The organism is Nocardioides immobilis (assembly GCF_003515065.1).
Taxonomy (GTDB): domain Bacteria; phylum Actinomycetota; class Actinomycetes; order Propionibacteriales; family Nocardioidaceae; genus Nocardioides; species Nocardioides immobilis.
Genome location: NZ_QXGH01000010.1, coordinates 276,140 through 302,021, shown reverse-complemented (window position 1 = coordinate 302,021; position 25,882 = coordinate 276,140). Strand labels below are relative to the sequence as shown.

The following is a 25,882-nucleotide window of genomic DNA, read 5'->3' as shown; positions in this document are numbered from 1 at the left end:
CAGGACGAAAACGCCGACGGCACCGATGAGAGCGCCGAGCTCGGGGCGGCGGAGCAGGCGGGCCAGGCTGGCGGTCTGGGCGACCCGCTCGTCGCGGGCGGGGGGCGACGTGGCCGTTGGGGTGGTCGTTGTCGACATTTGCTGCCTCCTTGAGGGTGACTCGATGCTTCGAGGCGCGGCTGGCGGGGGCCGCGTGTCCTCGGCAGGCGACCGGCTCTGTAAGCCGCCCGCCGGGGACGTTGGGATTAGCGCGTGCCCTCTTGCGCGAGGTCTGCGACGGTGGACGCGTTGTCTTGGGTGACGAAGCCGGGGCCGGTCAGGATGGGCTGGCCGCCGCCGACGGTGTTGGCGTTGGTGTTGTACAGCGTGAGGAATGCGACCGGCAGGTAGCCCTGCAGGTACTGCTGCTGGTCGACCGCGAACAAGATGTCGCCATCCTCGACCGCGGTGACGACGTCGCCGGACAGGTCGAACGTGGCCAGGTTGGCGTCCGAACCGGCGGTGCTGAGGGCCTCCACGGCCGCCGTGGCGATGTCGGGATTCAGGGCGAGCACGGAGTCGATCGAGGGGTCGGCCTGGAGCTTGGCGGCGATCTCGTTGGCCGTCTTCGTCGGGTCGGCGGTGCCGGTCACCTGGAAGTCCTCGACCTCGCCGCCAAATGCGTCCTCGGCGCCGGCGCAGCGGTCCTGCAAGCCCACGTTGTTCTGCTCGTGGATGACACAAAGCAGCTTGGTGCCGCCGGCGGCGGCAAGTTCCCGACCGGCGCCTTCGCCGGCGATCCTCTCGTCCTGGCCGACGTGCGTGATCGCGCCGAGGTCCTGCCACACGGTCGCTCCGGAGTTCAGCGTGACGATCGGGATGCCCGCGTCGCGTGCCTTGGCCAGGGCGTCCTCGATCGCGTCCGGGTTCGGGACGGACACGGCGAGGCCGTCGATGTCCGAGGTGATCGCCGCCTCGATCAGCTGAGCCTGCTTCTGCGGGTCGTTGTTGGACTCCTGGTAGTCGAGCTCGACGCCCATGTCGGCCGCTGCGTCCTCCGCGCCGGTCTTGGCCACCGACCAGAACGAGCCGCCGTCGCCGTGGGTCACCATGGCGATTGTGACGTCAGACCTGTCTGCGCCACCGCCGCCCGAGGAGCCGTTGTCGTCCTCCGGCGACGCGCACGCCGCCAGACCCAGGACGCCGGCGACTACGAGCGCCGACAGCTTGATTGTCTTCATGGTTGTGGGTTTCCTTTCCCGACTCTGCTGTGGATGTACAACTAGGGAACCTGTGCCGCGGGCAGCCGCGACGTCACTTGCTGGAGGTACTCCAAGCACGCCCGGACGTCCTGCACCGGCCCGCTACCTTCGGCGGGCACACCTTGGGTGAGGGCGGTGTCCTGCTCAAGGACGTACCAGCCCTGATAGCCGAGACCCTCGAGAGCGAGCACCACGTCATCGACGGCGACGTCGCCCGAGCCCAAGGGCTGGAAAAGCCCATGTTGCACCGCGCCGAGCAGCGACAGCTCTCGGGTCAGCACGCGGCCTGCGAGGGAGGTCTTGACGTCCTTGAGGTGGACGTGGCCGACACGGTGCCCGTGTTCGCGAGCGAACTGCACGGGGTCGACGCCTCCGATCCTCAAGTGCCCGGTGTCGAGGCACCATCGGACCGCGGTGTGCTCGAGCGCAAGCTCGACGTCGGCTGCGGTCTCAACGAGGGTGTCAACATGCGGGTGCAGCACCTGGGTCAATCCGTACTCGGCGCACAAGTCATCGACAGCCGCAAGGCCCTCGGCCAGCACCTTCATCCCCTCGGCATCAAGAGCCTCGGGTCGGGACCAGTCGTAATCCTGCACCACCGCCGTCACGAACATCGCCGCTCCGGCCGCCTGAAACAGCTCCGCCGTCGCCCGCGCCATCCGTAGAGTCTCGGCACGCTGGCCGGCGTCATGCAGCACCAGCGGCACGAAGCCGCCCACCAAGGACATCCCGTAACGATCGAGCTCGCCGACCAGGGCACCAGCACCGGAGGGAAGGAATCCCGGGGCGCCCAACTCAGTGGCGGACAACCCGAGCGAACGCATCTCGGGAAGGACCCGCGATGGCGGCAACATCTCCCCCCACCCAGGCACCTCGCACACGCCCCACGAGATCGGAGCTGCGGCAACCCTCCCGTCGAGGGCTCCGAGACGGTTCGACATGGCATCTCCTTCTGCAATGACATTCAGGCCCAATAGGCCGGGCTACTGGGTGGATTCGCCCCGATCTGGGAACGTGACCACCCTCACAGTGGGAACGTTACCAGCACCTCGGACTTCCCTGTCAAGCCCTAGTTTCTGTTCGCTAGACGAGCACTTCTGCGGGAGACTTCGGCTCGGAGGTTTGACAGTGACGCGGCACCCTGGGATCGTTCCCAGCATGGGACGCGCACCGACAATCATTGATGTCGCAGCGCGCGCTGGGGTGTCGAAGTCTTCGGTGTCCCGGGTACTCGCTGGCTCACCACTAGTGAGCGAGGAAGCGCGGTCGGCCATCCTCCGCGCGATGGAAGAGCTCGGCTATCGCCCGAACGCGGCGGCACGAACCCTGCGCCACCGCAAGTCGCACTCCATCGGCGTGCTCGTCAGCGAACTACACAACCCGTTCTTCAGCATGATCCTCGACGGCATCGACGCGGTAGCCGAGGACCACGGGTACACATCCCTCATCGTCAGAGGCCAGCGGCGCAGCCAAACCGAAGAGGACATGCTTGGGCGCCTGCTGGAGCTCCAGGTGGACGGCATTATCGCCGTAACCGAAAAGCTGCCCCGCTCGGTCCTGATCGAGGCAGCACGCTCCGCTCCCCTTGTCACCCTGACCCAGACCCCACGGGTCCCGCGCGTCGACACGGTGGTCAGCGACAACCGCGCAGGGGCGAGACTGGCCGTCGACCACCTTGTGGCGCTCGGCCACACCCGGATCGCGATGGTCGCCGACGAAGGCGAGCACGCAGGGACCGAGCGGATCGAAGGCTACCGAGCCGCCATGCTGCACCTCACACTGGAGGACCTGGTGATCCACGCGCCGATGACCGAGATGGGCGGGTACGAGGCGACTCGCCAGCTCCTTGCAAGCCCCGAACCCGTGACCGCCATTTTCGCAGGCAACGACGTGTGCGCCTTCGGAGTAATCGACGCGCTCACCGAGGCCGACATGCGAGTTCCGCACGACATGTCGGTAGTCGGATACGACAACACCCCCGTCGCGGCCTTCCAAACGATCTCGCTCACGACCGTCGACCAGTTCGCCACCCAGATCGGCGCAGAAGCCACCCGATCCGTGCTCACGCGTGTGAAACGACGGGAAGCACCTGCCCGCCACGTAGTCGTCCCACCCAGCCTCGTCGAGCGCGCCACCACCGCGCCACCGCGCGAACTCGCCAGGCCGCGCTGACCAAGAGCCGTTCACGCATCATGCCTGAACCTTCCGGACGTGGTGCCCGGAACCCAAGCAACCCCGGACCTACGGTCTGCGACCAGCGGATGAGCATCACTGGCAAAGCGCTCCCGGTATGGAGGCCGAGCGGCAGGCCACGAGGCTGCCGTGGACGGCCTCGACCAGGGCCAGACACCGTCCGCGGCCCGCGGCACGCTCGGCCGCTCGAGGACGTAGGTGTCGAACGCCTGCACGACAAGGAAGTCCAGCGGGACGCTGCGCTGCCGGCGCGACTTCGCCCATGCCCCATTGGGATTGTCCTCACGGCGCACCACATGCAGGTGCGCCCGAGCGACCTCGCATGCCAATGCTCGGGAGTTGGTGAGCAGGTGCACGTCGCTGCGCCGCAGCCGCACAGCTCGCCGCGGCGCAGCCCGGCGCGTGCCATCAGCGCCACGATCAGCCGGTCGCGCGCCGAACGACACGCGTGCAACTGCGCGACGATCTCGGCGTCACTGGCCCGCTCGACCGGACGCTCGGGCTCGAGCAGCCGGTGCCGGGCCCGCATCCGCCACGCCATCCGCCCGTCGCCGTCGCGGGCGGCAAAGGTACCAAGCGCTCCCTGTTGAGCGACACAGGCGGCATCCCGCTGGGCTGTGTGGTCACGCACGCCCGGATCTCGGTGCCTGTCGGCGCCCAGCGCGAGGGCCTGAACGTGAAGAGCCACGGCGTGCCCGGCGAAACGCGGCGAGGGCAATGAGTCCGCTGGCAAGCACGAGGCCATGGGTCCAGCCCCGCGCGTTGCCCTCGATGATGGCGTAAACCAGGTCTCCGATGCCGATCGAGCTCAGGATCGCGCCGGCGAAGTCGGTTCGCCGACGCTCGTCCTCCTTGATGTTGGGAGCGAGTACGACGGCCGACTGCCCGTCGATGTCGGCGAGGACTGCCGAACGAGACGAAAATGGAGGACCAGTCTCACCGCTCGAGAAGCGCACCTGCCGCCAAGAGGCCGAGGATCACGCCTGCGGCCGCGAAGCCCGACCAGATCGCCACACCGTGCGCCCGCCGATCCAACGGGAAGGCAGCGGTGATCGTCGACAGCGTGCCCGGCATGATGATCGCAGCGCCGACACCCAGGAGCGCCCGCCAGCCGATCAGATCGCTGCTCGAGTCCGCGCTGGCCGCGCCAACGAAGCAGCCCCGAAGACCCCCCGTTCCTGCTACCAGCATGTGGCGGCGCCCCCAACGGTCATTCCTCCCTCGCCAACGCGAGGTCGGCGCGCCCCGGGAAGAACGGGTCCCGGATTGGGGGTGATGTCCGCGATGTCCCGGTCCCGGTCGCTGACAATCACTGGCGGGTCATCGGCGGGCATTCGGAACCGCTCCGCGTCTCCGGGCATGCACCCAACGCTGCGGCTGCAGGGCGTCGTGCCTTTAGAAGATCTGCCCGGCTGCCCGGTTTCGTTTCGGCGTGACTCCGACCGGTTCCGGTATCCGGCCCTCGCCCGCGACCCTTCGCGTTTGGTCACCGCCGCGGGGTCCGGGACAGGTCCGGCGAAGGAGTCATGATCATGAGCGCCTGACGGGGTTCGTTTCCCATCGCATCCTCATCGCCGGGCACGCCCGTCGCCGGTCGCAGAGCCTGCGTCCCAGCGGCAATCGCGTTGGCCGCGGCCACAGAGCTGCGGCTCGCATTCGACGCTGCTTCCTCCAGCGCGTCGAGCAACTGCACCGGCACCGGTCCGGGCCGGTTGCTGCGGGCCGCGATCGCGATGAGGTCACTGCGTAGGGCGTCGGAGTTGTCTGGGAGGAGGCCGTCTTCGATGTCTTGGGCGAGACGTCGTGCGACGGCTCGGGACGGCGCGAGGAGGTCGGGATCGCGGAGCGCGGGCTTGGTGGCCTCGGCGAGCTCGGCCGCGGCGTCGACGTAGCGGGCGAGGACGGGCAGGGCCTCTGCCAGGTCGACGCGCTGGGCGATGGTGGCCGCGTCGGCGAGTTGGTCGTTGTCGTGGGTGAGTTCGCGGCAGGTGGCGCGCAGCTGGCCCGCGGCCGCACCAAGCGCGGGGTCGAGGCGGGTGCCCTGGGGCATGAGGTCGCGCCAGCGGCGCGCGAGGCCCATCCAGGCTTCTCCTGCGGTGGTGAGGCCGCGTTCGAGGCGAGCGGGGTCGACGCCTGTTTGGTCGAGGTGCCCGGTCTCGGCCGCGGCCCGGGCGAGGACGATCGCGGCAATCCCCTGAAACCGTAGAGACCTGAATTTGTCGGATCTCGGGGGCCGGCATCCCGCTCGTCGCTCGGCGACCGCGCCCGGAGTCGGGGTCAAGGCTGGCCATCGGCCACCCGGAGGGCTTGGCCTTGACGTCGACGAGGACGCGGTCACGCTCGTTGCGCGGGTTCCGGTCGTTCATGCCGCCTGCTCCTTGTGCTGCGCGAGGTCACCGGCGCGCAGGGCGAGCTCGTAGCCGATCGGGGAACGCATCCCCAGGGAGGAGTGTCGCCGGTCGTGGTTGTACTCCTCGATCCACGCCGCGACCCGTCGACGGGCCTGGGCCTGGGTGGGGAAGTGCTCGAGCTGACGCAGCTCGAACTCCACGGTGGAGTGCCAGCTCTCGATGACCGCGTTGTCCAGCGCCGAGCCGACCCTGCCCATCGACTGGGTGACCCCGACCCGGCCGCAGGCGGCCTGGAAGTTCTTCGCGGTGTACTCGCTGCCCTGGTCGGTGTGCATGATCACCTCGCCCAGGTTGTCCTTGCCGCCACGGACCGCGACCGCCATCCGCAGTGCCGCGGTGGCCAGGTCGGCGTCATGGTGCTCACCGATCCCGAACCCGACGATGCGCCGCGAGCCCATGTCCAACACCGAGTCGAGGTAGAGCTTGCCCTCATCGGTGGGGATCTCGGTGCCGTCCCCGTACCACTTGTGGTTGAGCCGATCGGTGCCGAAGTTCCGGCCGATCAGGTCCGGTGCCCGCCACTTCCGCGGCCCTGCCGGGTGGTCTGCTTGCGGCGCCGTTTGCGCCGAGCAGCCAACCCGAGCTCACGCATCAAGGCCGCGACGGTGTTCTCGCTGACCCGCCAGCCCTCATCACGCAGGTCCGCGGTGATCCGCGGGGACCCGTAGCGGCCACGATGCTTGGCGAACAGCCGAGCGATCTCGACCTTCAGCTGCTCGCGGCGGGCGTGCTGCGGCGAGGGGTCGCCATGCCTCTTGTAGAACCACGCCGGGCTGACCGACAGCGCCCGGCACGCGGTCGCGTGTGGCACCCCGTGCTCTGCCCTCTGGGCGGCGATGAAAGTGGCCACCGCTACCGGCCCATCGCCTCGTCCACCCAGAGGGCCACCGAACGCTTGAGCACATCACGCTGCATCCGCAGCTCGGTGTTCTCCTTGCGCAGCCGGGCCAGCTCAGCCCGCTCGGACTCGCTCAACTCACCATTGCCCTCGCCGGCAGCAGCGCGGGCCTTGGCACACCAGTTGCCCAGCGTGCCGTCATTGACGCCCAGGTCCCGGGCCACCTGCGCGATCGGCTTCCCGGTCTCGATGACCAGCCGCACCGCGCCCTGCTTGAAGTCCTCGTCGTACTTCCGATAGTTCCTCGTCGTCATCGCCAACTCATCTCCTCAAAGGCGATGTCTCCACGCTACGAGGGGAAGCCCAGCGCATCCTGTTCAGGTTGTCGAGGGGGTCGGGAGGGGCAGTCGCTCTCCTCACGGAGTCGTCTCGGTGGAGCTTGGTGGGGGCTTGGTGGACGTGGCTCGCATCAGTGCCGGTGCTTTGCCGTGGGGAGCAGGCCAGTGTGGCTGCTCGGTCATCCCTTCGCCGCGTGATCGGCCCTGTTGGTCGTGGCCGGGCGGCATGATGGGGTGCGCCAGTCCGGTCGGTCGGGGTCAATCTGAAAGCGCGACCTCGCCGTGGACGGGGGTCATGACCTGCACGGCCTCGCGACCGACCGGGAACCTGTCGGGGCCGTTCATGCCGACTCCCGCGATGGGTGCTGCAGTGCGCGGACGTGACCGTCGCGCAGCGCGTAATAGACGTACTCCATCTGCAGCCGGGCCGCGGCGACCTTGCCGATGTTCCTCCCGCGTCGTGCCGCGACCCGGTCCCGCAGCGCGCCGACCCGGGTGCGGGGGCCGACCAGTTGGACCGACTCCACCGCAGCCCAGCGCACCAGCCGGGATCCCTGCTTGGTGATCCGGCCGCGGTGCACGTGGGTGTCGGACTCGTGGTGCTTGGGGGTCAGCCCGGCCCAACAGGCCAGCTGCGGTGCGGTAGCGAACCGAGAGACGTCGCCAACCTCGGCGAGGAACACTGCCCCGAGTACCGGGCCTATCCCGGGGATCTGCTGCAGCGCCACGTAACCGGGGTCGGTACGGACCTGGCCTTGGACCAGATTGGTGAACAGGTCGATCTCGAACTCCAGGTCCTCCAGCAGCCGGCGCAGCGAGGCGATCCGGGCCGCATAGGGGGCGGGCAGTTGCAGCCGGTCCAGCAACGCGGTGCCGTCGATGCCGAACAGGTCGCTCATCAGCACCTGGATCCCGCACTTGGCCAGCACCGCGTGTACCTCGGCCTTGCAGTGGCTGCGCAACGCGACCAGCTTGGCCCGGTGCCGCACCAGCTCGCGCAGCTCCCGGGTGGCCGGTGGTGCGATCCACGCCTCGGGCAGCCGGCCCAGCCGCAGCAAGTCAGCCAGATCGGTGGCGTCACGGAAGTCGTTCTTCACCCGGCGGTACTCAAACGCCTTCACCCCCAACGGGTGGGCCAGGTGCACGTTCGCGCCCGCAGCTTGGAGAGCGTCGACAGCCCAGTACCAACCGTAGGTCGCCTCCAGGACCACCTCCGGATCCTCCCCGCCACGCGCGATCACCCGCTCCAGGCTCTCGACGTCGTTGAGGATCCGGACCGACTCCAACACCTCACCGGACTCGGTCGTCCGGACGATCACACTGCGCCGCCGGTGAAGATCGATACCGACGAACTGCTTACCTGCGTACTCTGACATGAGGGGCCTCCTTCGTCGTCGACGTTGAGTACACCCCCAGCATCCGCGGGGGACGCACGAGGAGCGAGGCCCCGCTCCTTCATCGCATCAGAGGAGTGATTGGAGCTGACCAGCAAGCCGCGATTGGAACCTGATGGACAAATACGCGTCCGCGTAGGCCATACGAATATCGTCGGGATACACGGTCTCGAACCCTAGCCGCGCCTTGCAGACGTTCACCAAGGGCCACACGAAGCCCCAAAGTGTGTAGTAATCGATCTGAGCCTTCGTCAGAGCTCTACCTCCGGCTTCTAGGTAGGCGGCCATGAAATCACTCCAGTCGCAGATCTGAGTCACAGCTGGATACACGTAGCCAAGGTCCTGAGCAGGAGTGCCGATCCTGGCTGACTCCCAATCAATGATCGCGGCGACGCGGTCATTCGCCACGAGCATATTGTGGCAACCCAGATCACTGTGGACGAGTGCACGCGGTCCGTCGGCCAGTTCTATGTTGTCCTTGAGCCAGGCAAAGGCAATTTCCAACGTTATGGAGGGACTATCCAACGCGCGCCAATCGCGTTCGCACTCATTGATCTCGCGGAGCAACCGGTCACGAACACTCTCATGAGCACCGGTGACACGGTCGCCGAATTCTGAGTCCGGCACGGCATGCAATGCTGCCATCTCCCGGGCAAGGTCGAGGGCGACATCCGTGCCGCCGCCGCTCACGTCAAGAAAATCGCCGATATGCGCTCCTTCAACCCTGTCGAGCAAAAGGAATGGGCTTCCCAGTACGGCACCGGTGGTTTCCAATGCGTGCAAGAACGGCACCGCGACACCTGCGTCGAGAAGCGTCTTAACGATATCGAACTCGTCTACGACAGTGGTATCGACGGGACCTTCGGGCCAGTCCATTCGTACGACGAGCATCTCCGGCACGCCTTCTGCGCCCTCGATGCTCAGGAACAGAGTTTGCTTGGAAAATCCGCCGGGAATAGCCCTTACATTGCTGATCGTGAGGTTCGGACTGCTCGGGAACTGTGTGCGCAGCCACGATGTCAGCCTGTCGATCTTCTCTGAATCAAGCACCTCATCGGTTACGTCGACGTTGTCCTTTATCCCCAGCAGGTCTTCGTTCGCCGACATGAACTTGGTATCGACACACTGCTGGACGGCTGCGGCCTGACGGAGCAGTTCGCCCGCGAGGTCTTTCCCGTCTCGCCGGGTCGATTGCACGGCAAGGCGTGCGCAAACCTCCTGTACTGCGACTTCGGTACCGGCGTAATCGCGAGCCTCCAGGTGACGCTCCAGCTCCGTGACGAGATCTGCGTCCCCGGTGGCGCGTAGGAATGGGGCTGCGTCGGCGAGCCAACGCGCATATTCGTCCATAGCCTCTGATTGCAGGTTGGGGAGCCGGTCGGCGTCCGCGACCATGCGAGCCAGGATGCGACGCGCTAACAGCGTTGACATCTGCCGCGTCTCGAGCGCCGCGCCCGGGAGTGAACTGGCACTGATGGTGTTCATCGTGACCCTGATGAACGGTGTCGTCTGAAGCGCCTTCATCGCCCCACTCCTTTGCCATAATTCCGCGAATCAACGTGACCTATCAGTCGATCAATCTTCCACTGCCCACGTTCATTTACTGTCGTGAATTCGTAGCACCCAGTCGTCACGAGTGACGAAGCGTCATGTTCCGTCGAATAGAGCAACACGTATGCCTGCCCTGAGGCCGCCTGTGCGCCCTGGGCATCGAAGCGGACTGCCGTCAGTACATGCCTGCGTTCGACATTGTCGCGCTCGAATGCCTGCTGACGGGCGATTACCAGGTCCCTGAATTGCTCCCAACCTTCAACCAGAAGATCCTTACCGCACCACATCTCGACAGTCGGACGACTGCTGAACAAGCCGCAGAACTCTTCAAACCTAGAATGGTCGATAAAGAAGCCGTAACTGCTCAACACATTGATGATCGCGAGCCGGTCGCGAACATCAAACGTCGTATCCCCTGCTGAAACCAGGGTGGAGGCATCCATGATATGCCTTCTCTCATTGCATAGTTATATGATCCGCATAGGATTGAATGCGGAAGGCCAGCGGCAGGGTCAGAGGCAGTCTTGTGAGAAAACTCTACGACCGTCCCTTCCTGAAGCGGGAGGACCGCGGCCCGGAATCTACGAGGCGAGTCGGCGCCGCCGCCCGGCCAACTCCTCGCCTGGCGCGAGAGCTGCACAGTTGGCCCGGGCAGGTGCCGATGCCCTCGAGCCGACACCGACACCGAGTGGCGGGACGCCAGGTCGTTCCCGGGACACAAACCGCTCGCGTCCCGGGAACTCCTGGGTCCACACGTCGGCTATGCCGGTCGAACCCAGTGGCCGGTCTCCCCGCCCTCGTAGCCCAGAGCCCGGTACACGGCGTCGACGAGTGCCTGGCCGCGGTTGCCGACCGTGGTGCGGGAACTCATCTTGTTGTTCGTGTACCCGAAGGAGATCCGCGCACCCGGATCGGCGAACCCGAGGCGGCCCCCGAAGCCCGGGTGACCGAAGGCCTCGGTCGAGAGGACCATGCTGTCCGTGCCCGTGACCCGGCTGCGGCGGTTGTCCATGCTCCGCCAGAAGCCCAGCGTGTACGTCATGGGAACCAACAGCATCGCATCGACGCCGGCGGCCTGGGGAAATGCGAGCCGTGCCACGTCGCCGGGCCCCATCAGCCGGACTCCCCTGAACGCACCTCCAAGCGCCAGAGGCGCGTACATCCCCGCGATCGACCGCGCGTTTCCGATGCCGCCCGTGGACGCCATCTCGGCGGAGTAGGCCTCGGGACTGTCGGCCAGCCCAGCGCCGAAGTAGGCACCGCCGTTGAGCACCAGCATGTTCTGCAGGCTGCCCGGCTCCATCATCAGCTGGTGGACTGGATGGTCGAGATCCGGCGGCCCCGCGATCGCGGGCGCGACACGCGCGTGATGCTCGAGCGGCAACCCGATCCAGAAGTCGAGCCCAAGCGGCTCGGCCACTTCCTCGCGGAAGAACCGCCCGATCGACCTTCCGGTCACCCTCCTCACGATCTCCCCGACCAGGTACCCGTAGGCGAAACCGTGGTATCCGCTGCGCGTCCCGGGCTCCCACAGGGGCTCCTCGGCGGCGAGGTCGGCAACCACCTCATCCCAATGCAGTAGCGCATCGGCCTTCTGCGGCCTGCGGATGACGGGGACGCCGTCGAGGTGACTCAGCACCCATCGGACGGGAATGGTCTCCTTGCCCGCCTGAGCGAACTCGGGCCAGTACGTCGCGACAGGTGCGTCGAGGTCCAGCTCGCCCCGTGCCACGAGCACGTTCGCGCACAAGGAGACCGCCCCCTTGGTCACCGACTGCAGGACGGAGAGGGTGTCGGCCTCCCACGGCCGCCCGGTGTCGGGATCGGCGACACCGCCCCACAGGTCGACGACGGGCTCGCCGTCAAGGAAGACCGCGACCGAGGCCCCGATCTCGCCTCGCTCCTCGAAGTTGCGCTCGAACTCCTCTCGGACGCCGGCGAACCCCGGGGCGCAGTCACCACGCGCCCCGGACGTCGCCTGTGGGGCCGACATCAGACCATCACTCCCGCGGCCGAGGTCGTGAACTCGGGCATGACCTCGGCGCCGAAGAGCCGGAGCGAGTCCTGGATCTGCTTGTTCGTCATGTCGCCCAGCTGCGCCATCAGGATCAGCTGATCGACGTCCCGGTCCGCGTAGTACTGCACCACGTTCCGACAGGTCTCAGGCGAGCCCACGCAGAACAGGTTCGACTTGACGCCTTGACGGATGACCTGAGCCTGCGGGCTCAAGCCCCGCTTCTCCTCGTCGGTCAGCTCCGGCAGCGAGATGATGTCCGTGCCGACGCGCTTGTAGAACTCGTAGTCACGCGAGTCCGACTTGGACCAACCCTTCACGAAACCGTAGTTGCACTCCAGCCAGAACAGGAGGGAGGGAGCAGCTGTCTCCAACGCCTCCTCGTCGGTTTCCGCGCAGTAGAAGGTCGGTGCAAACGCAACGGTGTTGTTCACCAGGCCGTACGGCGTCTGCGCCTGGGCGGCAGCCGTTCGGTAAGAACGGATCGCAGCGTCGAGCTCGTCGGGGGTCCCGAGGCCGAACGCCAGCACGCCTGCGCCCAACTGTCCGGCGAGCTCCCAGCTTGAAGGCTGGGTGGCAGCCATCCACATCGGCGGGTGCGGGGTCTGGATCGGCTTCGGGTGGAGCCGCCTGGGGGGCATCGAGTAGAACTCGTCATTGAGCTCGAACTCGTCTTCACACCACAACTTCGGCAGGTTGCGCATGCCGTGCTCTTGCATGGGACGGGTGTCGTCGGGATCCACCCCGAACGCCACGACCTCCTCGTTGGTGAAACCCCGCCCTGAGCCGACGTCCAGGCGGCCGTCGCAGATGAGGTCCAGTGCGGCGGTCCGCTCCGCGATGCGCACCAGGTGGTTGACACCCTTGGAGAACTGCAGCACGCCGTGCCCCAGCCGGATCCGGGATGTCTGCGCGGCCAGCCACCCGAGGAACACCTCGGGGGCGGACGACGACGAGTACCCGGTCAGGAAGTGGTGCTCGACGACCCACGCGTAGTCGAAGCCCAGCTCCTCCGTCAGGACGACCTGTTCGGCCGCTTCGTGGTACACGTCGTACTCACGACGCTCGGGCCACGGCTCCGGCCCCGGCTCCAACTCGTACAGCGTTCCGAACTTCACGACGTTCCTCGCTTCTTCGTAGGGATCGGCATCGCGCCGGGGCGGCCGCCGCCCTGAATGCTGCTGCGGAAGCTCGCTTGTGTTCCGTGACACGGCCGGTTGCGCGACGACGCCAGAGTCGCACGGCGAAAACTGAAAAGTGTGTCTCACTTCACTACACCCGGCCCCGCTCGGCCGAGGAGCGCGGCACCGATCACCCAGCCCGGGCCAGCGGCCCGTCAGGCAAGCGAGCGCGGGCCGGTCCGGCGCTCGGATCCCGGTACGCACGGTGTCGTCCAGCCGCCTGGAGCGGCTGGCGGTCGGCTACCGGTGGTACCGATCCCTCGGCTTGGTGCGCCTACGCTTGCCGACGTGTACAGCGATGCGGACGGCCGGATGTGGCGGGACTACGACAAGGCCGGCCTCGATCCGATCCTGGAGGCAGCCCTCCAGGTCTTCGCGGCCAAGGGGTACCACGGAACCACCATCCGCGAGCTCGCGGCCGCTGCAGGCCTGTCGGTCGCGGGGCTCTACCACCACTACGCCTCCAAGCAGGACATCCTCTTCGCCCTGGTGACGTCGGTCATGACAGACCTCCTCGAACGGGTTGAGGGCGCGCTCGAGGACTCGCCGCCCGATGTCGGATCGCGATTCGCGCGCGTGGTCGAGTGCATGCTCCACTTCCATCTCTTCCAACGCGAAGCAGCGTTCGTCGCTTCGACCGAGCTGCGCAGCCTGGAAGGGTCCCACCGTCAGGAGTACGTCGCCATGCGTGACCGCGTCCAGGCAGCGATCGAGACGCAGATCGTGGCTGGACTGGACGCCGGGGAGTTCTCGACGCCCTTCCCTCATGAAGCCGCGCGCGCCGTTGCGACGCTGTGCGTGGGTGTCGCGTCGTGGTATCAGCCGGACGGAGAGCATTCGCCGGCGGAGGTCACGCGGAGACATCTGGAACTCGCTCGCCGTCTCGTTATGTGAGACAAAACCGATCGATCGATCGGTCGGCCGGGTAGGTTCCGTCACATGTCAGCTGATGGGCACACCGAAGGATCCCCGTTAACCCGATCGGTCGAGGTCGAGGCCTTGGTACGCCGGACATCGGCGTTCGTTCGCGAGCACGTGCTGCCGGTCGAGGACGAGTTCGGCGGGGACATCGAGCGTGCGGGCGGCGACGGGGTTCGGCGCGACCTGCAGAAGGCGGCGCGAGCGGAGGGTCTGCTGAGCCCGCACGCACCAGTGCGCTTCGGTGGCCTTGGGCTCGGCATGGTGGATCGTGCCCCGGTGTTCGAGGCGGCGGGCCACTCGTTGTTCGGCCCACTGGCGATCAACGCGGCCGCGCCGGACGAGGGCAACGTCCACCTGCTCGCCGAGGTGGCGACGCAAGGCCAGCAGGAGGAGTTCCTCCGACCGCTGGTGCTCGGGGAGGTCCGCTCCGCCTTCGCCATGACCGAGCCGGCGCCCGGCGCCGGTTCGGACCCGACCGCGCTCCGCACCGAGGCCCGCCGAGCTCCTGGCGGATGGCGGATCACGGGCAAGAAGTGGTTCATCACCGGTGCCGACGGGGCGGGCTTCTTCATCGTCATGGCTCGGACGTCGGGCGAGCCCGGGTCCGCCCACGGCGCAACCATGTTCCTGACGCCATCGAGCGCCGGTGGCATCGAGGTCGGGCGCCACATCCGCACTCTCGACCGATCCATGGTCGGCGGGCACTGCGAGGTGACGTTCGACGATCTGTTCGTGCCGGACGAACGGGTGCTGGGCGAGGTCGACCGTGGCTTCGCCAACGCGCAGGTGCGCCTCGGCCCGGCCCGGATGACCCACGTGATGCGATGGCTCGGCGCGGCCGTTCGCGGTCACGAGGTCGCCCTGCAGCACGTGGCAGAACGCACGGGCTTCGGGAGCCGGCTCGCGGACCTCGGCATGGTGCAGCAACAGGTTGCCGACAACGAGATCGACATCGCCGCCACCCGAGCACTGCTCGTCCACGCGTGCTGGGAGCTGGACCAGGGCGGCAAGGCGTCGATGTCGACATCGATCGCCAAGACCTTCGGTGCAGAGGCGATCGGACGGATCGTCGACCGCTCGATGCAACTGTGCGGCGGCCTCGGAGTGTCCGACGACCTACCGCTCGCCCGACTCTCTCGTGAGGTCCGGCCGTTCCGCATCTACGACGGCGCCTCCGAGGTACACCGCTACTCGATCGCCAGGCGGGCGGTCCATACGGCCACGAGGCAGTCAGGCGGGTCCGCGTCATGACCCAGCTCAGCGAACGTGAGCTCGCCGGGGTCGCGTCCCTCCTCATCGACGCTGGCGAGACGGTGGCTGGACAGCTGACGGCGACTCTGGTCGCTGGCGGACGGTCCAACCTCACCTACCGGCTCGACGACGGCACGTCGGCGTGGGCGCTGCGGCGGCCTCCGGCGGGTGCGGTGATCGAGTCCGCGCACGACGTGGCCCGGGAGTACCGCGTGATGGCGGCCCTCCGGTCGACCCCGGTACCGGTGCCGCGCGCGGTCGTTTGCGACGCGACCGGGGCCGTGCTCGGGGTACCAGCCGCTGTCGTGGCGTGGGTTCCCAGCCACACCGCTCGCAGTCGCGAGGACGTGGCCGACTGGTCGGGGGACGACTACCAGGCTTGCGCGACGGGACTCGTCGACGCGCTCGCGGCACTGCACGAGGTCGACCCAGCCGCCGTCGGCCTGGGCGAATTCGGACGCCCAGGAAGCTACGCCGCCCGCCAGCTGCGCCGCTGGTCGGGTCAGTGGCTGCGGATGGACGCACGGGACGTCCGGGCGGACCGGCTGCACGCGATGCTCGTCGACATGGTGCCCGACCAGGCCCGAACCTCGATCGTCCACGGCGACTACCGCGTGGACAACGTCCTGCTCGCTACCGGTGAATCTGGTCGTGTGCTGGCCATCGTCGACTGGGAACTGTCGACACTCGGCGACTCCGTCGCTGACGTCGCGACCATGTGCGCCTATCGTCACCCTGCTCTCGATGGCGTACTCGGGCTCGAGGCGGCTTGGACGAGTGAGGTGTTCCCGCGCCCCGAGGAGCTGCGCACCTCCTACGAGGAGCGCACCGGACGATCGCTTCTGGCGTTCGACTTCCATCTCGCACTCGCGTTCTACAAGCTGGCGGTCATCGCGGAGGGGATCGCCTACCGACATCGTGCCGGCGTCACAGCCGGCGATGGCTACGAGAGGGTCGCGGCCATGGTGCCGATCCTCCTCGAGCAGGGACTGGAGGTGGCAAGCCGTGGTGGCTGACCGTTCATCCCTGGGGACGGGCGCGTCCAAGGACTCGCCACGGCCGGGGCGCGTCCCGGCCGTGGCCACACGACCGCCGCGCGAGGCCAGAAGCGCCTCGGACAACAGCAGCAGCCCTGACCCAGCGCCCTGGTTCGACAAGAGGTGAGCGCACGTTCCCGGCTCGTTCGTGCTGCTCTCGGGCTGTCCGCCGTTGCTGCGACCGGTTCCGCGGTCGATCCTGACCACGGCGCCGGTGTGATCGTGCCGTCCTCGACCACCGGCGCCGGGCCTAGCCCGGCGTCTCGGCGTACGGCGCCTCGAAGGAAGCGCTGACCTCGCTCGTCGAGACGCTCAACGCAGGGGAAGCCCGGCAGCGCGGTGAGCGCCTCGCCTTCCGTCCCGTGCCGGCCTCGCGACAACCACGACCTGGCGATGCTGGCAAGCAGACACGTCCTTGCCAGACCCTCGACCGACGACGGATGGGGTGTCGGCTGTGGCCCCCGCCTGAGCGACCCATGACTCCGCGGACTGCACCTGCCGGGGCTGCCAGTCCGCGCAGCGGGCACCGTCGCGAGCAGCTGCAAGACCAATGAGCTCGACGTCATGACCTCGACCTCGAACACCTGCCCTCGCACCGGGCACGACCGAGGACGCTCTATCGTGGCGCTGCAGTCCTGTCCGCGCGGATCGTCCCATGATGCGACAACGCCAGGTGTGGCGTCACTGACAGACTTCGAGGCGCATCCCACGACCAACATGGGAATCGCGTCCCGTCAGCAACGCGCGTCCGAGGAGGCTGAGAGTGAACATCGCCTGGTGGCTCGAGCGGGCCGCTGACGAGTATCCCGACCACGTCGCGCTCGTGGACGGACGTTCGGGTTCGAGCTGGACCTACGCCGAGCTGCGGGACAACGCCGATCGCGTGGGCACCGTGCTGCGCGACCGGTTCGGCGTCCGGCCCGGCGAGGTCGTGGCTACGCTGCTACCCGACGACCTCTGGCACACCGCTATCTTCTTCGGGCTTCTCCGCATCGGGGCCGTCTTCAGCGGCTTCAACCGCACGCTCGGATTCGACAAGTTCGCCGCGGACGTCACGCGACTCGAGACTGAGACCCTTGTCGCCGGCCCCGACTATCTCGAGGTGGCGCACCGACTCGTTGCGGAGACCGGCGTGGGGCAGGTGATCGACGTCGGGACCGGCAGCGCCACTGACCTGCTCGACTTGGTCGTCACTGCTCCAGTCGGAGCTCCGGTCATCCCCCGTGTCGGGGACGACCCTGCCGCGGTCAACTTCACGGGCGGCACCTCGGGCGTCTCGAAGGGTGTCGTGTTCACCCACGGGAGCCTGAGCCTGTCTGCACAGGGCTCCTTGGTCCTCGACCGGCTCCGCTCGAGCGACGTGAACCTGTCCTGCATCTCTCTCTACCACTCCGGCGGGATCCATGATGCCGTGAAGTGGACGATGGCGGGTGCGACCAACGTCCTCACGGGTGGATGGGACGCCGACGTGGCCGCGCGCCTGATCGAGCACCATGCGCCGACCTGGATCTACTTCTGGGTTCCGACCATGGTTCGGGACCTCGAGCGGCATCCACGTTGGGGTGAACTGCCGTTGGCGGGCGTCCGCACGATCCTCTGCGGCGAGCCGGTCTCGGCCGAGCTGCAGGGCCGGCTGATCGAGCGCGGCATGGTCGCCCAGGATTCCTATGGCATGTCCGAGACGATGCCCGTCGGGATCCTCAAACCGCTCGTCGCGCACGGGGAGAGGCCGCCGCTGGGCTCGTGCGGCCGCCCGGTACCAGAGCTGTGCGAGACGGTCCTGAAGGACCCGGAGACCGGAGCACGCATCACTGAACCGGGGATCGTCGGGGAGGTCTGCGTCCGGGGCGGAGTCGTGTCGCCGGGGTACTACAACGACCCCGCGCGCACCGCCGAGGCGTTCGATGCGGAGGGCTTCCTGCACACGCGCGACGTCGCTTCCTTCGATGCGGACGGATGGTGGTTCCTCGGCGGAAGGACCGATGACATCATCAACTCGGGCGGCGAGAAGTTGTCGCTTGTCGAGGTCGAAGCCGTGCTGCGAAGCCACCCGGACGTGCTCGACGTCGCGTGTGTCTCCGTCGCCCACGAGCGCTTCGGTGAGGTCCCGGCCGCTGTGATCGTCACTGGACTGGACGAGGCCGCCGCCGCCCAAGCGCTCGACGCCCACTGCTTGCACCACCTCGAGCGATGGAAGCGTCCTCGGCTCTATGCGGCCGTCGAGTCCGTTCCTCGAACGATGCCCAAGCGCACCAAGGACATGAGGGCATTGCGCGATCTGGTCGCCGACATCGTCCTCTCCGATGCCGACAACGTGAGCCACCTGTCGAAGATCACCGTCCGGCCCTGATTCGGCTGCCGTACGCCACCCAGCGCCCTGCGTCGATGATTCGTGTGCCGGAGCGGGCGACGACGTCGAGATCTGCACAGCAGAGTTGATCCACACGTAGCGGCGACCGGACACACCTCGGCGGCGCGTTCGAATACACCGCCTTGACAACCGTGGTCGTCGGCGAGATCCCCGACGGCACCGCCATCCGTGCCTTCGACACCCCGTCAGCGGCCAGCCTCTTGATCGGTACTCAGTCCTCCAAAGTGATCACACTCCAATCGTTGAGTGCTCACTTTTCACCGCCGAAGCGGTTCAGCTTTCGAGCGCCGCCGACAACTCGATGCACGATGTCGGGCGTGCAGCAAGCTTGATCCCGCCCGTGGTCAGGTTCACTGCCCGTAGAGCTCGATAGAAATCGACGCGCCGCCTCCACGGATCCCCTGTCATGATGGCCCGCGGAATTCGAGAATGCCCACGACGCGGCACGCAACCGGATCCGCAGCTCGCGTGCCGGCAATCAAGGCCGCTGACGACGGCCCCATGCCGATGTGGCCACGGAGATGAGTATTTCGAACGGCAAACGAGCGCCGCTACGAAAGGCCAGGCTGCCGCCGATCCTGAGCCGAAGTCGCCCGATCACGGGATCCCGAATGCCATCACGGCGAACATGGTGCGTTCTCGTCGCCGGTCACGAAGCCTCCATGACAGACTCTTCGGTTTCCAGCCGCCGGAAGCGGCTGCCGTGAAACACCAGCGGCGCGACATCGGGCATCGCCTGCAACCCGAGAACGGCCAGCAGCACCATGGTGTGGTCGCCGGCCGGCACTTCGGCGTGGATGGCGCAGTCGAACGACGCGGCGGCGCCAGATACGAACAGCGCGCCCTCTGGGCTCGCGCTCCAAGCCATGCCAGCGAAGCGGTCACCGGTCTTCATGGACAGCCTGCGGCCCGACACAGCTTGATGCTCGGCCAGGACGCTGACGCCCAGCCTCGGGCTCTCGCGAAGCTTCGGCCAGGTGCTCGAGCTGCTCTGCACACACACCGACAGCAACGGGGGGGCCAGCGACACCGAGGTGAACGAGCTCACGGCCATCCCCACCGGCCCCTCTTCTCCGACAGCACAGACGGCGGTCACACCGCTGGGGAAGCAGCCGAATGCCTGGCGTAGCACGTCAGCGCGTTGGGGTAATGACTCGACGGTGATCACGGTTTCTCCTGGTCTAGTTGCGGGGTAGTCCGAGCACGCGTTCGCCGATGTAGTTCAGGATCGACTCGTTGTTCAATGGGGCGATCTGGAGGACGCGCAGCATCGGCCACAACGTGACGACATCGCTCTCGTAGACAAAGGCCGAGCCTCCGTGCGTCTGTATCGACGCCTCGACCGCGGCCAGCGCGGCCCGAGTACCCAGGAGCTTCGCCATGTTGGCCTGCTCGCCCGCATCCTTGCCACTGTCATAGGCGGCCGCGGCCGAGTACATGACCTGGCGGGCGGCTTCCATCTCAGCCTTGGCCAGTGCCAAGGGGTGCTGTACAGCCTGGTGCGCACCGATCGGAGTGCCGAACGGTGCGCGCACCTTGGCGTAGTCGACAGCCTTACGCAGCGCATACTCCCCAAGTCCCAATGCCCAGGCGGCGACGGTCACCCGTTCCTGGTTGAGGCACGAGAGCAGGTGGTCGAACCCGAGCCCTTGTTCCCCGATCAGCGCCTCAGCCGGCACCTCGACGTCATCGAAGAAGACCTCGTACTGGTTCTCCGGCGCGTACCACTGGATGTCGAGCCGACGCAGCTCGATTCCGGGCAGGGACATGTCCACGAGGAACAGCCCGAAACCTTGGCGGCGGCCCACCTCCTCGTCCGGCGCGGCGGTCCGCGCGAGGAGCAGTATGTGGTCCGACTCGTCTGCACCCGAGATGAACACCTTCTGGCCCTTGATGCGGTAGCTGCCGTCGGGCATCTGCCGAGCCAGCGTACGCGCGGCGAAGGAGTTCGTGCCGGCCTCCGGTTCGGTGACACCGAGACAGATCTTGCGTTTGCCCGAGATCGTGGCGACCACGTGGTCCTGGATCTGCTGGTCCGACCCGTGCTTCAGGATCGCTTCCCGGGAGAACGTGGTCAGCGAGTACTGCAGCGGAGGCACGCCGACACGCGCCAAGGCTTCCATGACTGCCGTGGTGCCGGTGAGGCCGCCACCGGCGCCACCAAGCTCTTCGGGCACGCCGATGGCGAGCAGGTCCGCCGCTACCAGTGCGTCCCACAGCTCCCTGGCATGCCCTCCTTCCCGTGCTCGTTGCAGGAACAGCGACCGCGGGAAGACCGCTGCCACGCCCTTGACCGCGTCGAAGACCGAAGCAACGAGCTCTCGGCTGTCCGGGTGCACCGTCGGCATCGCATCAACGTTCACATCGTTCTCCTGGATGGTCATCGGTTTCGGTAGCGCGGGGAGCGCTTTTCCATGAATGCGCGGGGGCCTTCCACCGCGTCCTCGGTGCGGAGAACCCGCTCGTTGAGCGCCAACTCCAGTGCGAAGCGAGGTTCGTTGCCGAGCGCCCGTACGGCGATCTCCTTGGCGGTCCGCACCGCGACCGGGGCATTGCGAGCGATGTCGCCTGCAACCTCCATCGCCCGCTCCCGCACTCGGGCAGCGGCGACCACCTCGGTCACCAGACCGTGCTGGGCGGCTCGCGGGGCGTCGATGTGGTCACCGGTCAGCAAGAGGTGCATCGCAATGGCCCACGGGACCTGCTGTGGCAGCCGCACGTGCGTGCCGCCGCCGGGCACCAGGCCCCACCGCACCTCGGGGAGCCCGAACACCGCATGCTCGGCCGCGACCCGAATGTCCGTGCCGAGCAGGATCTCGAGGCCGCCCGCCAGGCAGATGCCGTTGACGGCGGCGACGATCGGTTTGAACGCATCCGAGAAGAAGCGCTTCGCTGGATCCGGGACCAAGATCTCGAGCTCGCCCTTGGTGAGGCGGGGAATCAGCTCCCCGAGGTCTCCGCCCGCGCTGAAGGCCTTCTCGCCTGCTCCGGTCAGCACGATCGCCCGCACCTCCTGATCGCAGCAGGCAGCGTCCATGGCCTCGGCCAGCCGACGGATCATGTGCACGTTCAACGCGTTGTGCGCCCACGGACGGTCCAGAGTGATGACCGCGACCGCGCCATCGACCGCGTAGCCGACGTCGCCGTCGGCGACCGGGCCCTCAGTGTCGATGATGGACCCGCCATTGATTGCCGACATCGGCCTCGCCTCCTCGTCCCTTCGAACGATAGGGCCGGCAAGGCCGCCAGGATTGTCGCATCGTGGCACACGATGGCGGTGTGCGCGTCGGTGTGCCGGCGCACCGGCACGCATCGGATGAGGGAGCCGAAATCCGTCCTGCCCCATCGTGGAACACCCGGACGTGACGCCCTCGCGGGTGCCTCCTGCGGAAGTCCGGGATCATCGACACCCCTCGCCAGAAGGCCATCCGCGACTTCAGCTTCCGACAGGTCCATCCGCCGCACGCTCGACGTCGCCGTGGACCCATCGGCGGTCGCCGGTCGCATCAGCGAAGGCGCCGATGCGGTCGCGGGCGACTCGATTCAGGACCTGGTGCCGACCGCGTAGCCGTTCCCTGCTACCTGCCGAGGCGCCCGGACAGACGTGGCACGGGGGCAGGTGAGCAACGCCGTCGGGCTCGCAACCTGTGCCGTCACGACGGTCGCGGGGGACGCGGCTGTGCTCCAGCTCGTTGGCGCTGGTCGTGGTCACGAGATCAGGTCGCCGCGAGAATGCGGCGTCAGAAGATGGTGTAGCCACCGTCGACGACCACCTCGTTGCCGGTGTGGAACGTCAGCGCCGGATCGGCCAGGAAGGCCGCGACCTCATGGAACTCCTCCGGTTCGGCCCATCGCCGCACGGGTGTGCGTCGGGTGGTCGCGCGCATGAACTTCTCATCCTCACGCAGGTGGGTGTTCATCGCGGTCGCAGTCCAGCCCGGGATGAGGATGTTGACGCGGACCCCGTGCGGGGCCAGTTCGACGGCGAGCGTGCGACCCAGACCGATCAGTCCGTTCTTGCTGGTGGTGTACGCCGCCTGCCCGGCACCGCCGTACCGCGCGATCATCGAGGACACGACGATCATCGACCCGCCCTCGCCCCGTTCGACGAAGTGTCGCGCGGCCTCGCGCGTGCACAGGAAGCTGCCGTCGAGATTGGTGCGAAGCACGCGGTGCCATTCCTCGAGGTCGGTGTCCACGAAGGGTGCAGTCGACGCGATGCCCGCATTGGCGATGAGGCAGTCGACCTTGCCGTAGCGGGCGACCGTCTCGCGCATCGCCTCGGCGACGTCGAGCTCGTCGCCCGTGTCACAGGCGACCGCCGAGCTTTCGATCCCGGCCTCGCGCAGCTCGGCGAGGGCCTCGTCGTTCCGGGTCTTGGTGCGCGACCAGATCGCGATCGCTGCACCTTGTCGGCCCACGCCGTGAGCCATGCTGAGGCCGAGGCCGCTGTTGCCTCCGGTGACGACGATCGTGCGGCCGGTGAGGTCGACCATCAGTACGACCTCGGGAGCCCGACCATGCGCCCGCCGATGTGGTTGAGCACACCCCGCCAGCAGCTCCACTGCGCCTGCATCGGTTCACCACGGCGCCCACGCTCCTGGACGAGGGCACGCCCGAGGCCGATCACGACGTCGCGCACGACGCCGCGAAGTCCGCGCTCCCCCACGCTCGGCTCCTCGCGCACCACAAGCTCACGCGCCGTGAGTCCACGTGTTGTCATCGAGTGCCTTTCGTCACAGGTCGACCGGGTCGGCGGGCGCTCAGGCCGGATGGGGAAGGCCTGCAAGGTCGGCGAGGCGCCGGCGGTGCCATGAGGGAGTGCCGAGCGCCAACGCGTCCGTACGGGCTCGCTTGACGTAAAGATGGGCAGGGTGCTCCCAGGTGAAGCCGATGCCGCCGTGGAGCTGAAGGCACTCTTCGGCTGCTCGAAGAGCCACCTCGCCACAGACCGCTTGGGCGAGTGACGCCGCGACCGACAGGTCGCTCGCGTCCGGGCCGTCCGTGGCCGAGGCGCAGGCTGCGGCGTACCGGGCGACAGCACGCGCTTGGGTCACGGATGTCCACAGATCGGCAAGGCGGTGCTTGAGCGCCTGGTAGGAGCCCAGAACGCGGCCGAACTGGCGACGTTGCTTGAGGTAGTCGACTGTCAGTTCAAGCACCCGCTCGGCAAGGCCGAGCTGCTCCGAGGCGAGCAGAGCCGCGGCCAGGTCAGCGCTGCGGGCCAGCGCGACGACGACCTCGGGCCCCTCGGCCACGACCGCGGCTTCGACGCCCTCGAACGTCACGTCCGCGACCCTACGAGTCATGTCGAGGGACGGCACAGCGAGGGCATCGGCCTGCTCGGCGGCAACGACGAGCAATGCGTCGGCGACCGGGACGAGCAGATGGGTCGCCTCCGCGACGCCAGCCACGGTGCGTACCGTCCCCGACACCACACGGCCGTCCCACGTCAGCCCCTCGGGAGGCACGAGCGGGGCAGCAAACGACGCAACGACGGCGCCAACGGCCTCACCGGTGGCCAGCTCACCCAGCAGGTCGATCGCTCCCGCCTCGTGGGCGAGCGAGGTCGCCAGCACAGCACTGGTGAAGAACGGGACATCGACGACGCCGCGCCCCAGCTCTTCGAGCACAACCGCCACCTCGCGCCAGGAAGCACCGGCACCGCCGAGCTCCGCAGGGACAGCCAACGCGGCGACACCGAGCTCTTCGACCAGCCCCGACCAGATCTGGCGAGCGCCCTTGCCGTACGCGTCCTCCTGGTCGCTGCGATCGAGGATCTCCTCGATCGGCGCCCGGTCGGCCAGCATGACACGCACGGCCCTGCGCAGATCGTCCTCCACATCGGCGTAGAGCAATGACGGTATCTGGCTCACTTCGGCAGATCCTTCCACGGGATGTCCGTGTCGACACGCGGCTCGGATGGCAGCCCGAGGACCCGCTCGGAGATGATGTTGCGCATGATCTCCGAGGTCCCGCCCTCGATGGAGTTGGCGCGATTGCGCAGGTACCAGTAGCCAGCGACCCGGTCGGGCGGGCTCGAGAAGTCCGGCCGACGCAGTGACCAGTCGTCGTACCTCAGCGCCTCGGACCCCAGGAGGTCGAGCTGCAGAGAGGCGGCTGCCTGCGCCAGCTCCGCGAACGCGAGCTTGAGGCCCGACCCCTCCGGGCCGGGCGCGCCGACTTCGAGCTGCTGCCCGAGCCGTGCCCCGGTCAGCCGCAGGGCCTCGGCATCCGTCCACAGCCGCAACAGCGCGTCGAAGTTCTCGGGACGTCTGGCTTGCGGGCTCTCCCGCCACAGGCGGACCACGTCGCCGATCGGTCCCGACTCTCGAGTCCCGGCACCACCACCGATAGCGACCCGCTCGTTCATGAGCGTCGCCTGGGTGACCTTCCAGCCCTCGCCGATCTCTCCGAGGCGGTTCTCGTCGGGCACGCGAACGTCATCGAGGAAGACCTCGTTGAACTCGGCCTCACCCGTCAGCTGGCGCAGGGAGCGGACGTCGACACCTGGGGTCGTCAGGTCGAGCACGAAGTAGGACAGTCCTTGATGCTTCGGGAGCGTCGGGCCCGTGCGGACCAACAGCAGTGCCCAGCGGGCGTCGTGTGCCAGGGACGTCCAGACCTTCTGGCCGTTCACGACCCACGCGTCGCCGTCACGTCTGGCCGATGCGCCTGCGGCAGCGAGGTCGGAGCCCGCCCCGGGCTCGCTGAAGAGCTGGCACCAGATCTCCTCGCCGGTCCACAGTGGCGGGATCCAACGCTGCTGCTGCTCGGGCGTGGCATAGCGAAGCACGGTCGGCGCGGCCATACCGAGGCCGATCACGTTGCCGTGCGGGCGATTGTCAGGAGCGCCGGCGGCCGCGAACACGGCATCGACATCAGGCTGGTACCGGGCGTCGAGGCCGAGCCCGCCGAGGCCCTCCGGATAGTGCACCCAGGCCAGGCCCGCCGCGAACCGCGCCCGTAGAAACTCCAGTCGATCGGTTGTTTCGGGAGGGTGCGCCGTCAGGACGCCCTCGATCCGCCGAGCCAGGTCGACTGCAACATCCGTCATGCGTCTGAGGCTCGCACGCACCTCGCGTGCTCGGGTGTCGCACTCTCGGTCACCACCGCAAACCCTCCCGCGCTGTCGCGCGAT

The 25,882-nt window shown here is 67.6% G+C and carries 24 protein-coding genes and 1 pseudogene; 6 read left to right on the top strand and 19 right to left on the bottom strand.

Going from position 1 to position 25,882, the window contains the following annotated elements:
* Positions 1-245: 245 nt before the first annotated feature.
* A complete protein-coding gene (locus D0Z08_RS05160) occupies positions 246-1,220 on the bottom strand; it encodes a sugar ABC transporter substrate-binding protein (protein ID WP_118923307.1) in 975 nt (324 codons plus the stop codon).
* A 41-nt stretch (positions 1,221-1,261) separates the two neighbouring features.
* On the bottom strand, positions 1,262-2,065 hold the full coding sequence (locus D0Z08_RS05155) for a TIM barrel protein (RefSeq protein ID WP_245993658.1): 804 nt from the start codon (positions 2,063-2,065) through the stop codon (positions 1,262-1,264).
* Positions 2,066-2,180: 115 nt separating this feature from the next.
* Here D0Z08_RS05155 and D0Z08_RS05150 point away from each other — a divergent pair, with 115 nt between their 5' ends.
* Both D0Z08_RS05150 and D0Z08_RS31930 read left to right on the top strand, forming a co-directional pair.
* The gene (locus D0Z08_RS05150) at positions 2,181-3,413 is read left to right on the top strand and encodes a LacI family DNA-binding transcriptional regulator (RefSeq protein ID WP_118923303.1); all 1,233 of its coding nucleotides are present in this window, start codon (positions 2,181-2,183) and stop codon (positions 3,411-3,413) included.
* Between the two features lie 469 nt (positions 3,414-3,882).
* On the top strand, positions 3,883-4,155 hold the full coding sequence (locus D0Z08_RS31930; protein ID WP_182481159.1) for a hypothetical protein: 273 nt from the start codon (positions 3,883-3,885) through the stop codon (positions 4,153-4,155).
* Between the two features lie 215 nt (positions 4,156-4,370).
* Here the strand turns inward: D0Z08_RS31930 and D0Z08_RS05140 are convergent.
* The 10 genes and pseudogenes from D0Z08_RS05140 to D0Z08_RS05100 form a co-directional block, all read right to left on the bottom strand.
* Positions 4,371-4,637 (bottom strand): annotated as a pseudogene (locus D0Z08_RS05140) (MFS transporter); the annotation flags it as partial.
* Positions 4,638-4,920: 283 nt separating this feature from the next.
* On the bottom strand, positions 4,921-5,514 hold the full coding sequence (locus D0Z08_RS05135) for a PDDEXK family nuclease (RefSeq protein WP_118923299.1): 594 nt from the start codon (positions 5,512-5,514) through the stop codon (positions 4,921-4,923).
* Positions 5,515-5,796: 282 nt separating this feature from the next.
* The gene (locus D0Z08_RS32580; RefSeq protein ID WP_245993674.1) at positions 5,797-6,348 is read right to left on the bottom strand and encodes an IS3 family transposase; all 552 of its coding nucleotides are present in this window, start codon (positions 6,346-6,348) and stop codon (positions 5,797-5,799) included.
* Positions 6,348-6,695, bottom strand: coding sequence for an IS3 family transposase (locus tag D0Z08_RS32575; protein ID WP_220454049.1), 348 nt, complete (start codon positions 6,693-6,695; stop codon positions 6,348-6,350). The genes D0Z08_RS32580 and D0Z08_RS32575 overlap by 1 nt, the downstream gene beginning before the upstream one ends.
* A 2-nt stretch (positions 6,696-6,697) precedes the next feature.
* Complete coding sequence (locus D0Z08_RS05125) at positions 6,698-6,997, bottom strand: transposase (protein WP_118923297.1); 300 nt, start codon at positions 6,995-6,997, stop codon at positions 6,698-6,700.
* A 365-nt stretch (positions 6,998-7,362) separates the two neighbouring features.
* Entirely contained in the window at positions 7,363-8,397 is a 1,035-nt protein-coding gene (locus D0Z08_RS05120; RefSeq protein ID WP_118923296.1) for an IS110 family RNA-guided transposase, read from the bottom strand.
* An 87-nt stretch (positions 8,398-8,484) separates the two neighbouring features.
* Positions 8,485-9,939, bottom strand: a complete 1,455-nt coding sequence (locus D0Z08_RS05115; RefSeq protein ID WP_118923294.1) for a phosphotransferase family protein — start codon at positions 9,937-9,939, stop codon at positions 8,485-8,487.
* Positions 9,936-10,409, bottom strand: coding sequence for a nuclear transport factor 2 family protein (locus D0Z08_RS05110; RefSeq protein ID WP_118923292.1), 474 nt, complete (start codon positions 10,407-10,409; stop codon positions 9,936-9,938). Before D0Z08_RS05110 ends, D0Z08_RS05115 begins: the two co-directional genes overlap by 4 nt.
* A 317-nt stretch (positions 10,410-10,726) precedes the next feature.
* The gene (locus tag D0Z08_RS05105) at positions 10,727-11,959 is read right to left on the bottom strand and encodes a serine hydrolase domain-containing protein (protein WP_118923290.1); all 1,233 of its coding nucleotides are present in this window, start codon (positions 11,957-11,959) and stop codon (positions 10,727-10,729) included.
* Positions 11,959-13,098, bottom strand: coding sequence for an LLM class flavin-dependent oxidoreductase (locus tag D0Z08_RS05100; protein WP_182481158.1), 1,140 nt, complete (start codon positions 13,096-13,098; stop codon positions 11,959-11,961). The genes D0Z08_RS05105 and D0Z08_RS05100 overlap by 1 nt, the downstream gene beginning before the upstream one ends.
* 351 nt (positions 13,099-13,449) lie before the next feature.
* On the opposite strand from D0Z08_RS05100, the gene D0Z08_RS05095 reads away from it, so the two are divergent.
* The 4 genes from D0Z08_RS05095 to D0Z08_RS05080 all read left to right on the top strand — a co-directional run bounded on the left by D0Z08_RS05095 (position 13,450) and on the right by D0Z08_RS05080 (position 18,720).
* The gene (locus D0Z08_RS05095; protein ID WP_245993655.1) at positions 13,450-14,055 is read left to right on the top strand and encodes a TetR/AcrR family transcriptional regulator; all 606 of its coding nucleotides are present in this window, start codon (positions 13,450-13,452) and stop codon (positions 14,053-14,055) included.
* Positions 14,056-14,100: 45 nt separating this feature from the next.
* Positions 14,101-15,333 (top strand): acyl-CoA dehydrogenase family protein, encoded by a 1,233-nt coding sequence (locus D0Z08_RS05090; RefSeq protein ID WP_118923286.1) that lies wholly within the window; start codon positions 14,101-14,103, stop codon positions 15,331-15,333.
* Complete coding sequence (locus D0Z08_RS05085; protein WP_118923284.1) at positions 15,330-16,349, top strand: phosphotransferase family protein; 1,020 nt, start codon at positions 15,330-15,332, stop codon at positions 16,347-16,349. The genes D0Z08_RS05090 and D0Z08_RS05085 overlap by 4 nt, the downstream gene beginning before the upstream one ends.
* A 784-nt stretch (positions 16,350-17,133) precedes the next feature.
* Positions 17,134-18,720 carry a class I adenylate-forming enzyme family protein gene (locus D0Z08_RS05080; RefSeq protein WP_118923282.1) on the top strand — a complete coding sequence of 529 codons (1,587 nt, stop codon included), beginning with the start codon at positions 17,134-17,136 and terminating at the stop codon, positions 18,718-18,720.
* A gap of 670 nt (positions 18,721-19,390) precedes the next feature.
* Here D0Z08_RS05080 and D0Z08_RS05075 read toward each other — a convergent pair.
* From D0Z08_RS05075 to D0Z08_RS05050, 7 genes are all read right to left on the bottom strand, one after another.
* Complete coding sequence (locus tag D0Z08_RS05075; protein WP_118923280.1) at positions 19,391-19,909, bottom strand: flavin reductase family protein; 519 nt, start codon at positions 19,907-19,909, stop codon at positions 19,391-19,393.
* Positions 19,910-19,922: 13 nt separating this feature from the next.
* Positions 19,923-21,125, bottom strand: coding sequence for an acyl-CoA dehydrogenase family protein (locus D0Z08_RS05070; RefSeq protein ID WP_118923278.1), 1,203 nt, complete (start codon positions 21,123-21,125; stop codon positions 19,923-19,925).
* Entirely contained in the window at positions 21,122-21,940 is an 819-nt protein-coding gene (locus D0Z08_RS05065; RefSeq protein WP_118923276.1) for an enoyl-CoA hydratase/isomerase family protein, read from the bottom strand. Before D0Z08_RS05065 ends, D0Z08_RS05070 begins: the two co-directional genes overlap by 4 nt.
* A gap of 541 nt (positions 21,941-22,481) precedes the next feature.
* The gene (locus D0Z08_RS05060; RefSeq protein WP_182481157.1) at positions 22,482-23,237 is read right to left on the bottom strand and encodes an SDR family NAD(P)-dependent oxidoreductase; all 756 of its coding nucleotides are present in this window, start codon (positions 23,235-23,237) and stop codon (positions 22,482-22,484) included.
* Positions 23,237-23,410: a hypothetical protein gene (locus tag D0Z08_RS31925; RefSeq protein WP_182481156.1), complete on the bottom strand. Its 174-nt coding sequence runs from the start codon at positions 23,408-23,410 to the stop codon at positions 23,237-23,239. The genes D0Z08_RS05060 and D0Z08_RS31925 overlap by 1 nt, the downstream gene beginning before the upstream one ends.
* A gap of 94 nt (positions 23,411-23,504) precedes the next feature.
* Positions 23,505-24,617, bottom strand: a complete 1,113-nt coding sequence (locus tag D0Z08_RS05055) for an acyl-CoA dehydrogenase family protein (RefSeq protein ID WP_245993653.1) — start codon at positions 24,615-24,617, stop codon at positions 23,505-23,507.
* Positions 24,614-25,819, bottom strand: a complete 1,206-nt coding sequence (locus D0Z08_RS05050) for an acyl-CoA dehydrogenase family protein (protein ID WP_281271707.1) — start codon at positions 25,817-25,819, stop codon at positions 24,614-24,616. Before D0Z08_RS05050 ends, D0Z08_RS05055 begins: the two co-directional genes overlap by 4 nt.
* Positions 25,820-25,882: the final 63 nt, after the last annotated feature.

Excerpts from the sequence above, each read along its gene's own strand:
- D0Z08_RS05120 (WP_118923296.1), bottom strand. The coding sequence starts at position 8,397 with ATGTCAGAGTACGCAGGTAAGCAGTTCGTCGGTATCGATCTTCACCGG.
- D0Z08_RS05115 (WP_118923294.1), bottom strand. The coding sequence starts at position 9,939 with ATGAAGGCGCTTCAGACGACACCGTTCATCAGGGTCACGATGAACACC.
- D0Z08_RS05135 (WP_118923299.1), bottom strand. The coding sequence starts at position 5,514 with ATGGGCCTCGCGCGCCGCTGGCGCGACCTCATGCCCCAGGGCACCCGC.
- D0Z08_RS05125 (WP_118923297.1), bottom strand. The coding sequence starts at position 6,997 with ATGACGACGAGGAACTATCGGAAGTACGACGAGGACTTCAAGCAGGGC.
- D0Z08_RS05110 (WP_118923292.1), bottom strand. The coding sequence starts at position 10,409 with ATGGATGCCTCCACCCTGGTTTCAGCAGGGGATACGACGTTTGATGTT.
- D0Z08_RS05150 (WP_118923303.1), top strand. The coding sequence starts at position 2,181 with ATGGCATCTCCTTCTGCAATGACATTCAGGCCCAATAGGCCGGGCTAC.
- D0Z08_RS05085 (WP_118923284.1), top strand. The coding sequence starts at position 15,330 with ATGACCCAGCTCAGCGAACGTGAGCTCGCCGGGGTCGCGTCCCTCCTC.
- D0Z08_RS05060 (WP_182481157.1), bottom strand. The coding sequence starts at position 23,237 with ATGGTCGACCTCACCGGCCGCACGATCGTCGTCACCGGAGGCAACAGC.
- D0Z08_RS05155 (WP_245993658.1), bottom strand. The coding sequence starts at position 2,065 with ATGCGTTCGCTCGGGTTGTCCGCCACTGAGTTGGGCGCCCCGGGATTC.
- D0Z08_RS05070 (WP_118923278.1), bottom strand. The coding sequence starts at position 21,125 with ATGACCATCCAGGAGAACGATGTGAACGTTGATGCGATGCCGACGGTG.
- D0Z08_RS05105 (WP_118923290.1), bottom strand. The coding sequence starts at position 11,959 with ATGTCGGCCCCACAGGCGACGTCCGGGGCGCGTGGTGACTGCGCCCCG.
- D0Z08_RS05065 (WP_118923276.1), bottom strand. The coding sequence starts at position 21,940 with ATGTCGGCAATCAATGGCGGGTCCATCATCGACACTGAGGGCCCGGTC.
- D0Z08_RS05160 (WP_118923307.1), bottom strand. The coding sequence starts at position 1,220 with ATGAAGACAATCAAGCTGTCGGCGCTCGTAGTCGCCGGCGTCCTGGGT.
- D0Z08_RS05090 (WP_118923286.1), top strand. The coding sequence starts at position 14,101 with ATGTCAGCTGATGGGCACACCGAAGGATCCCCGTTAACCCGATCGGTC.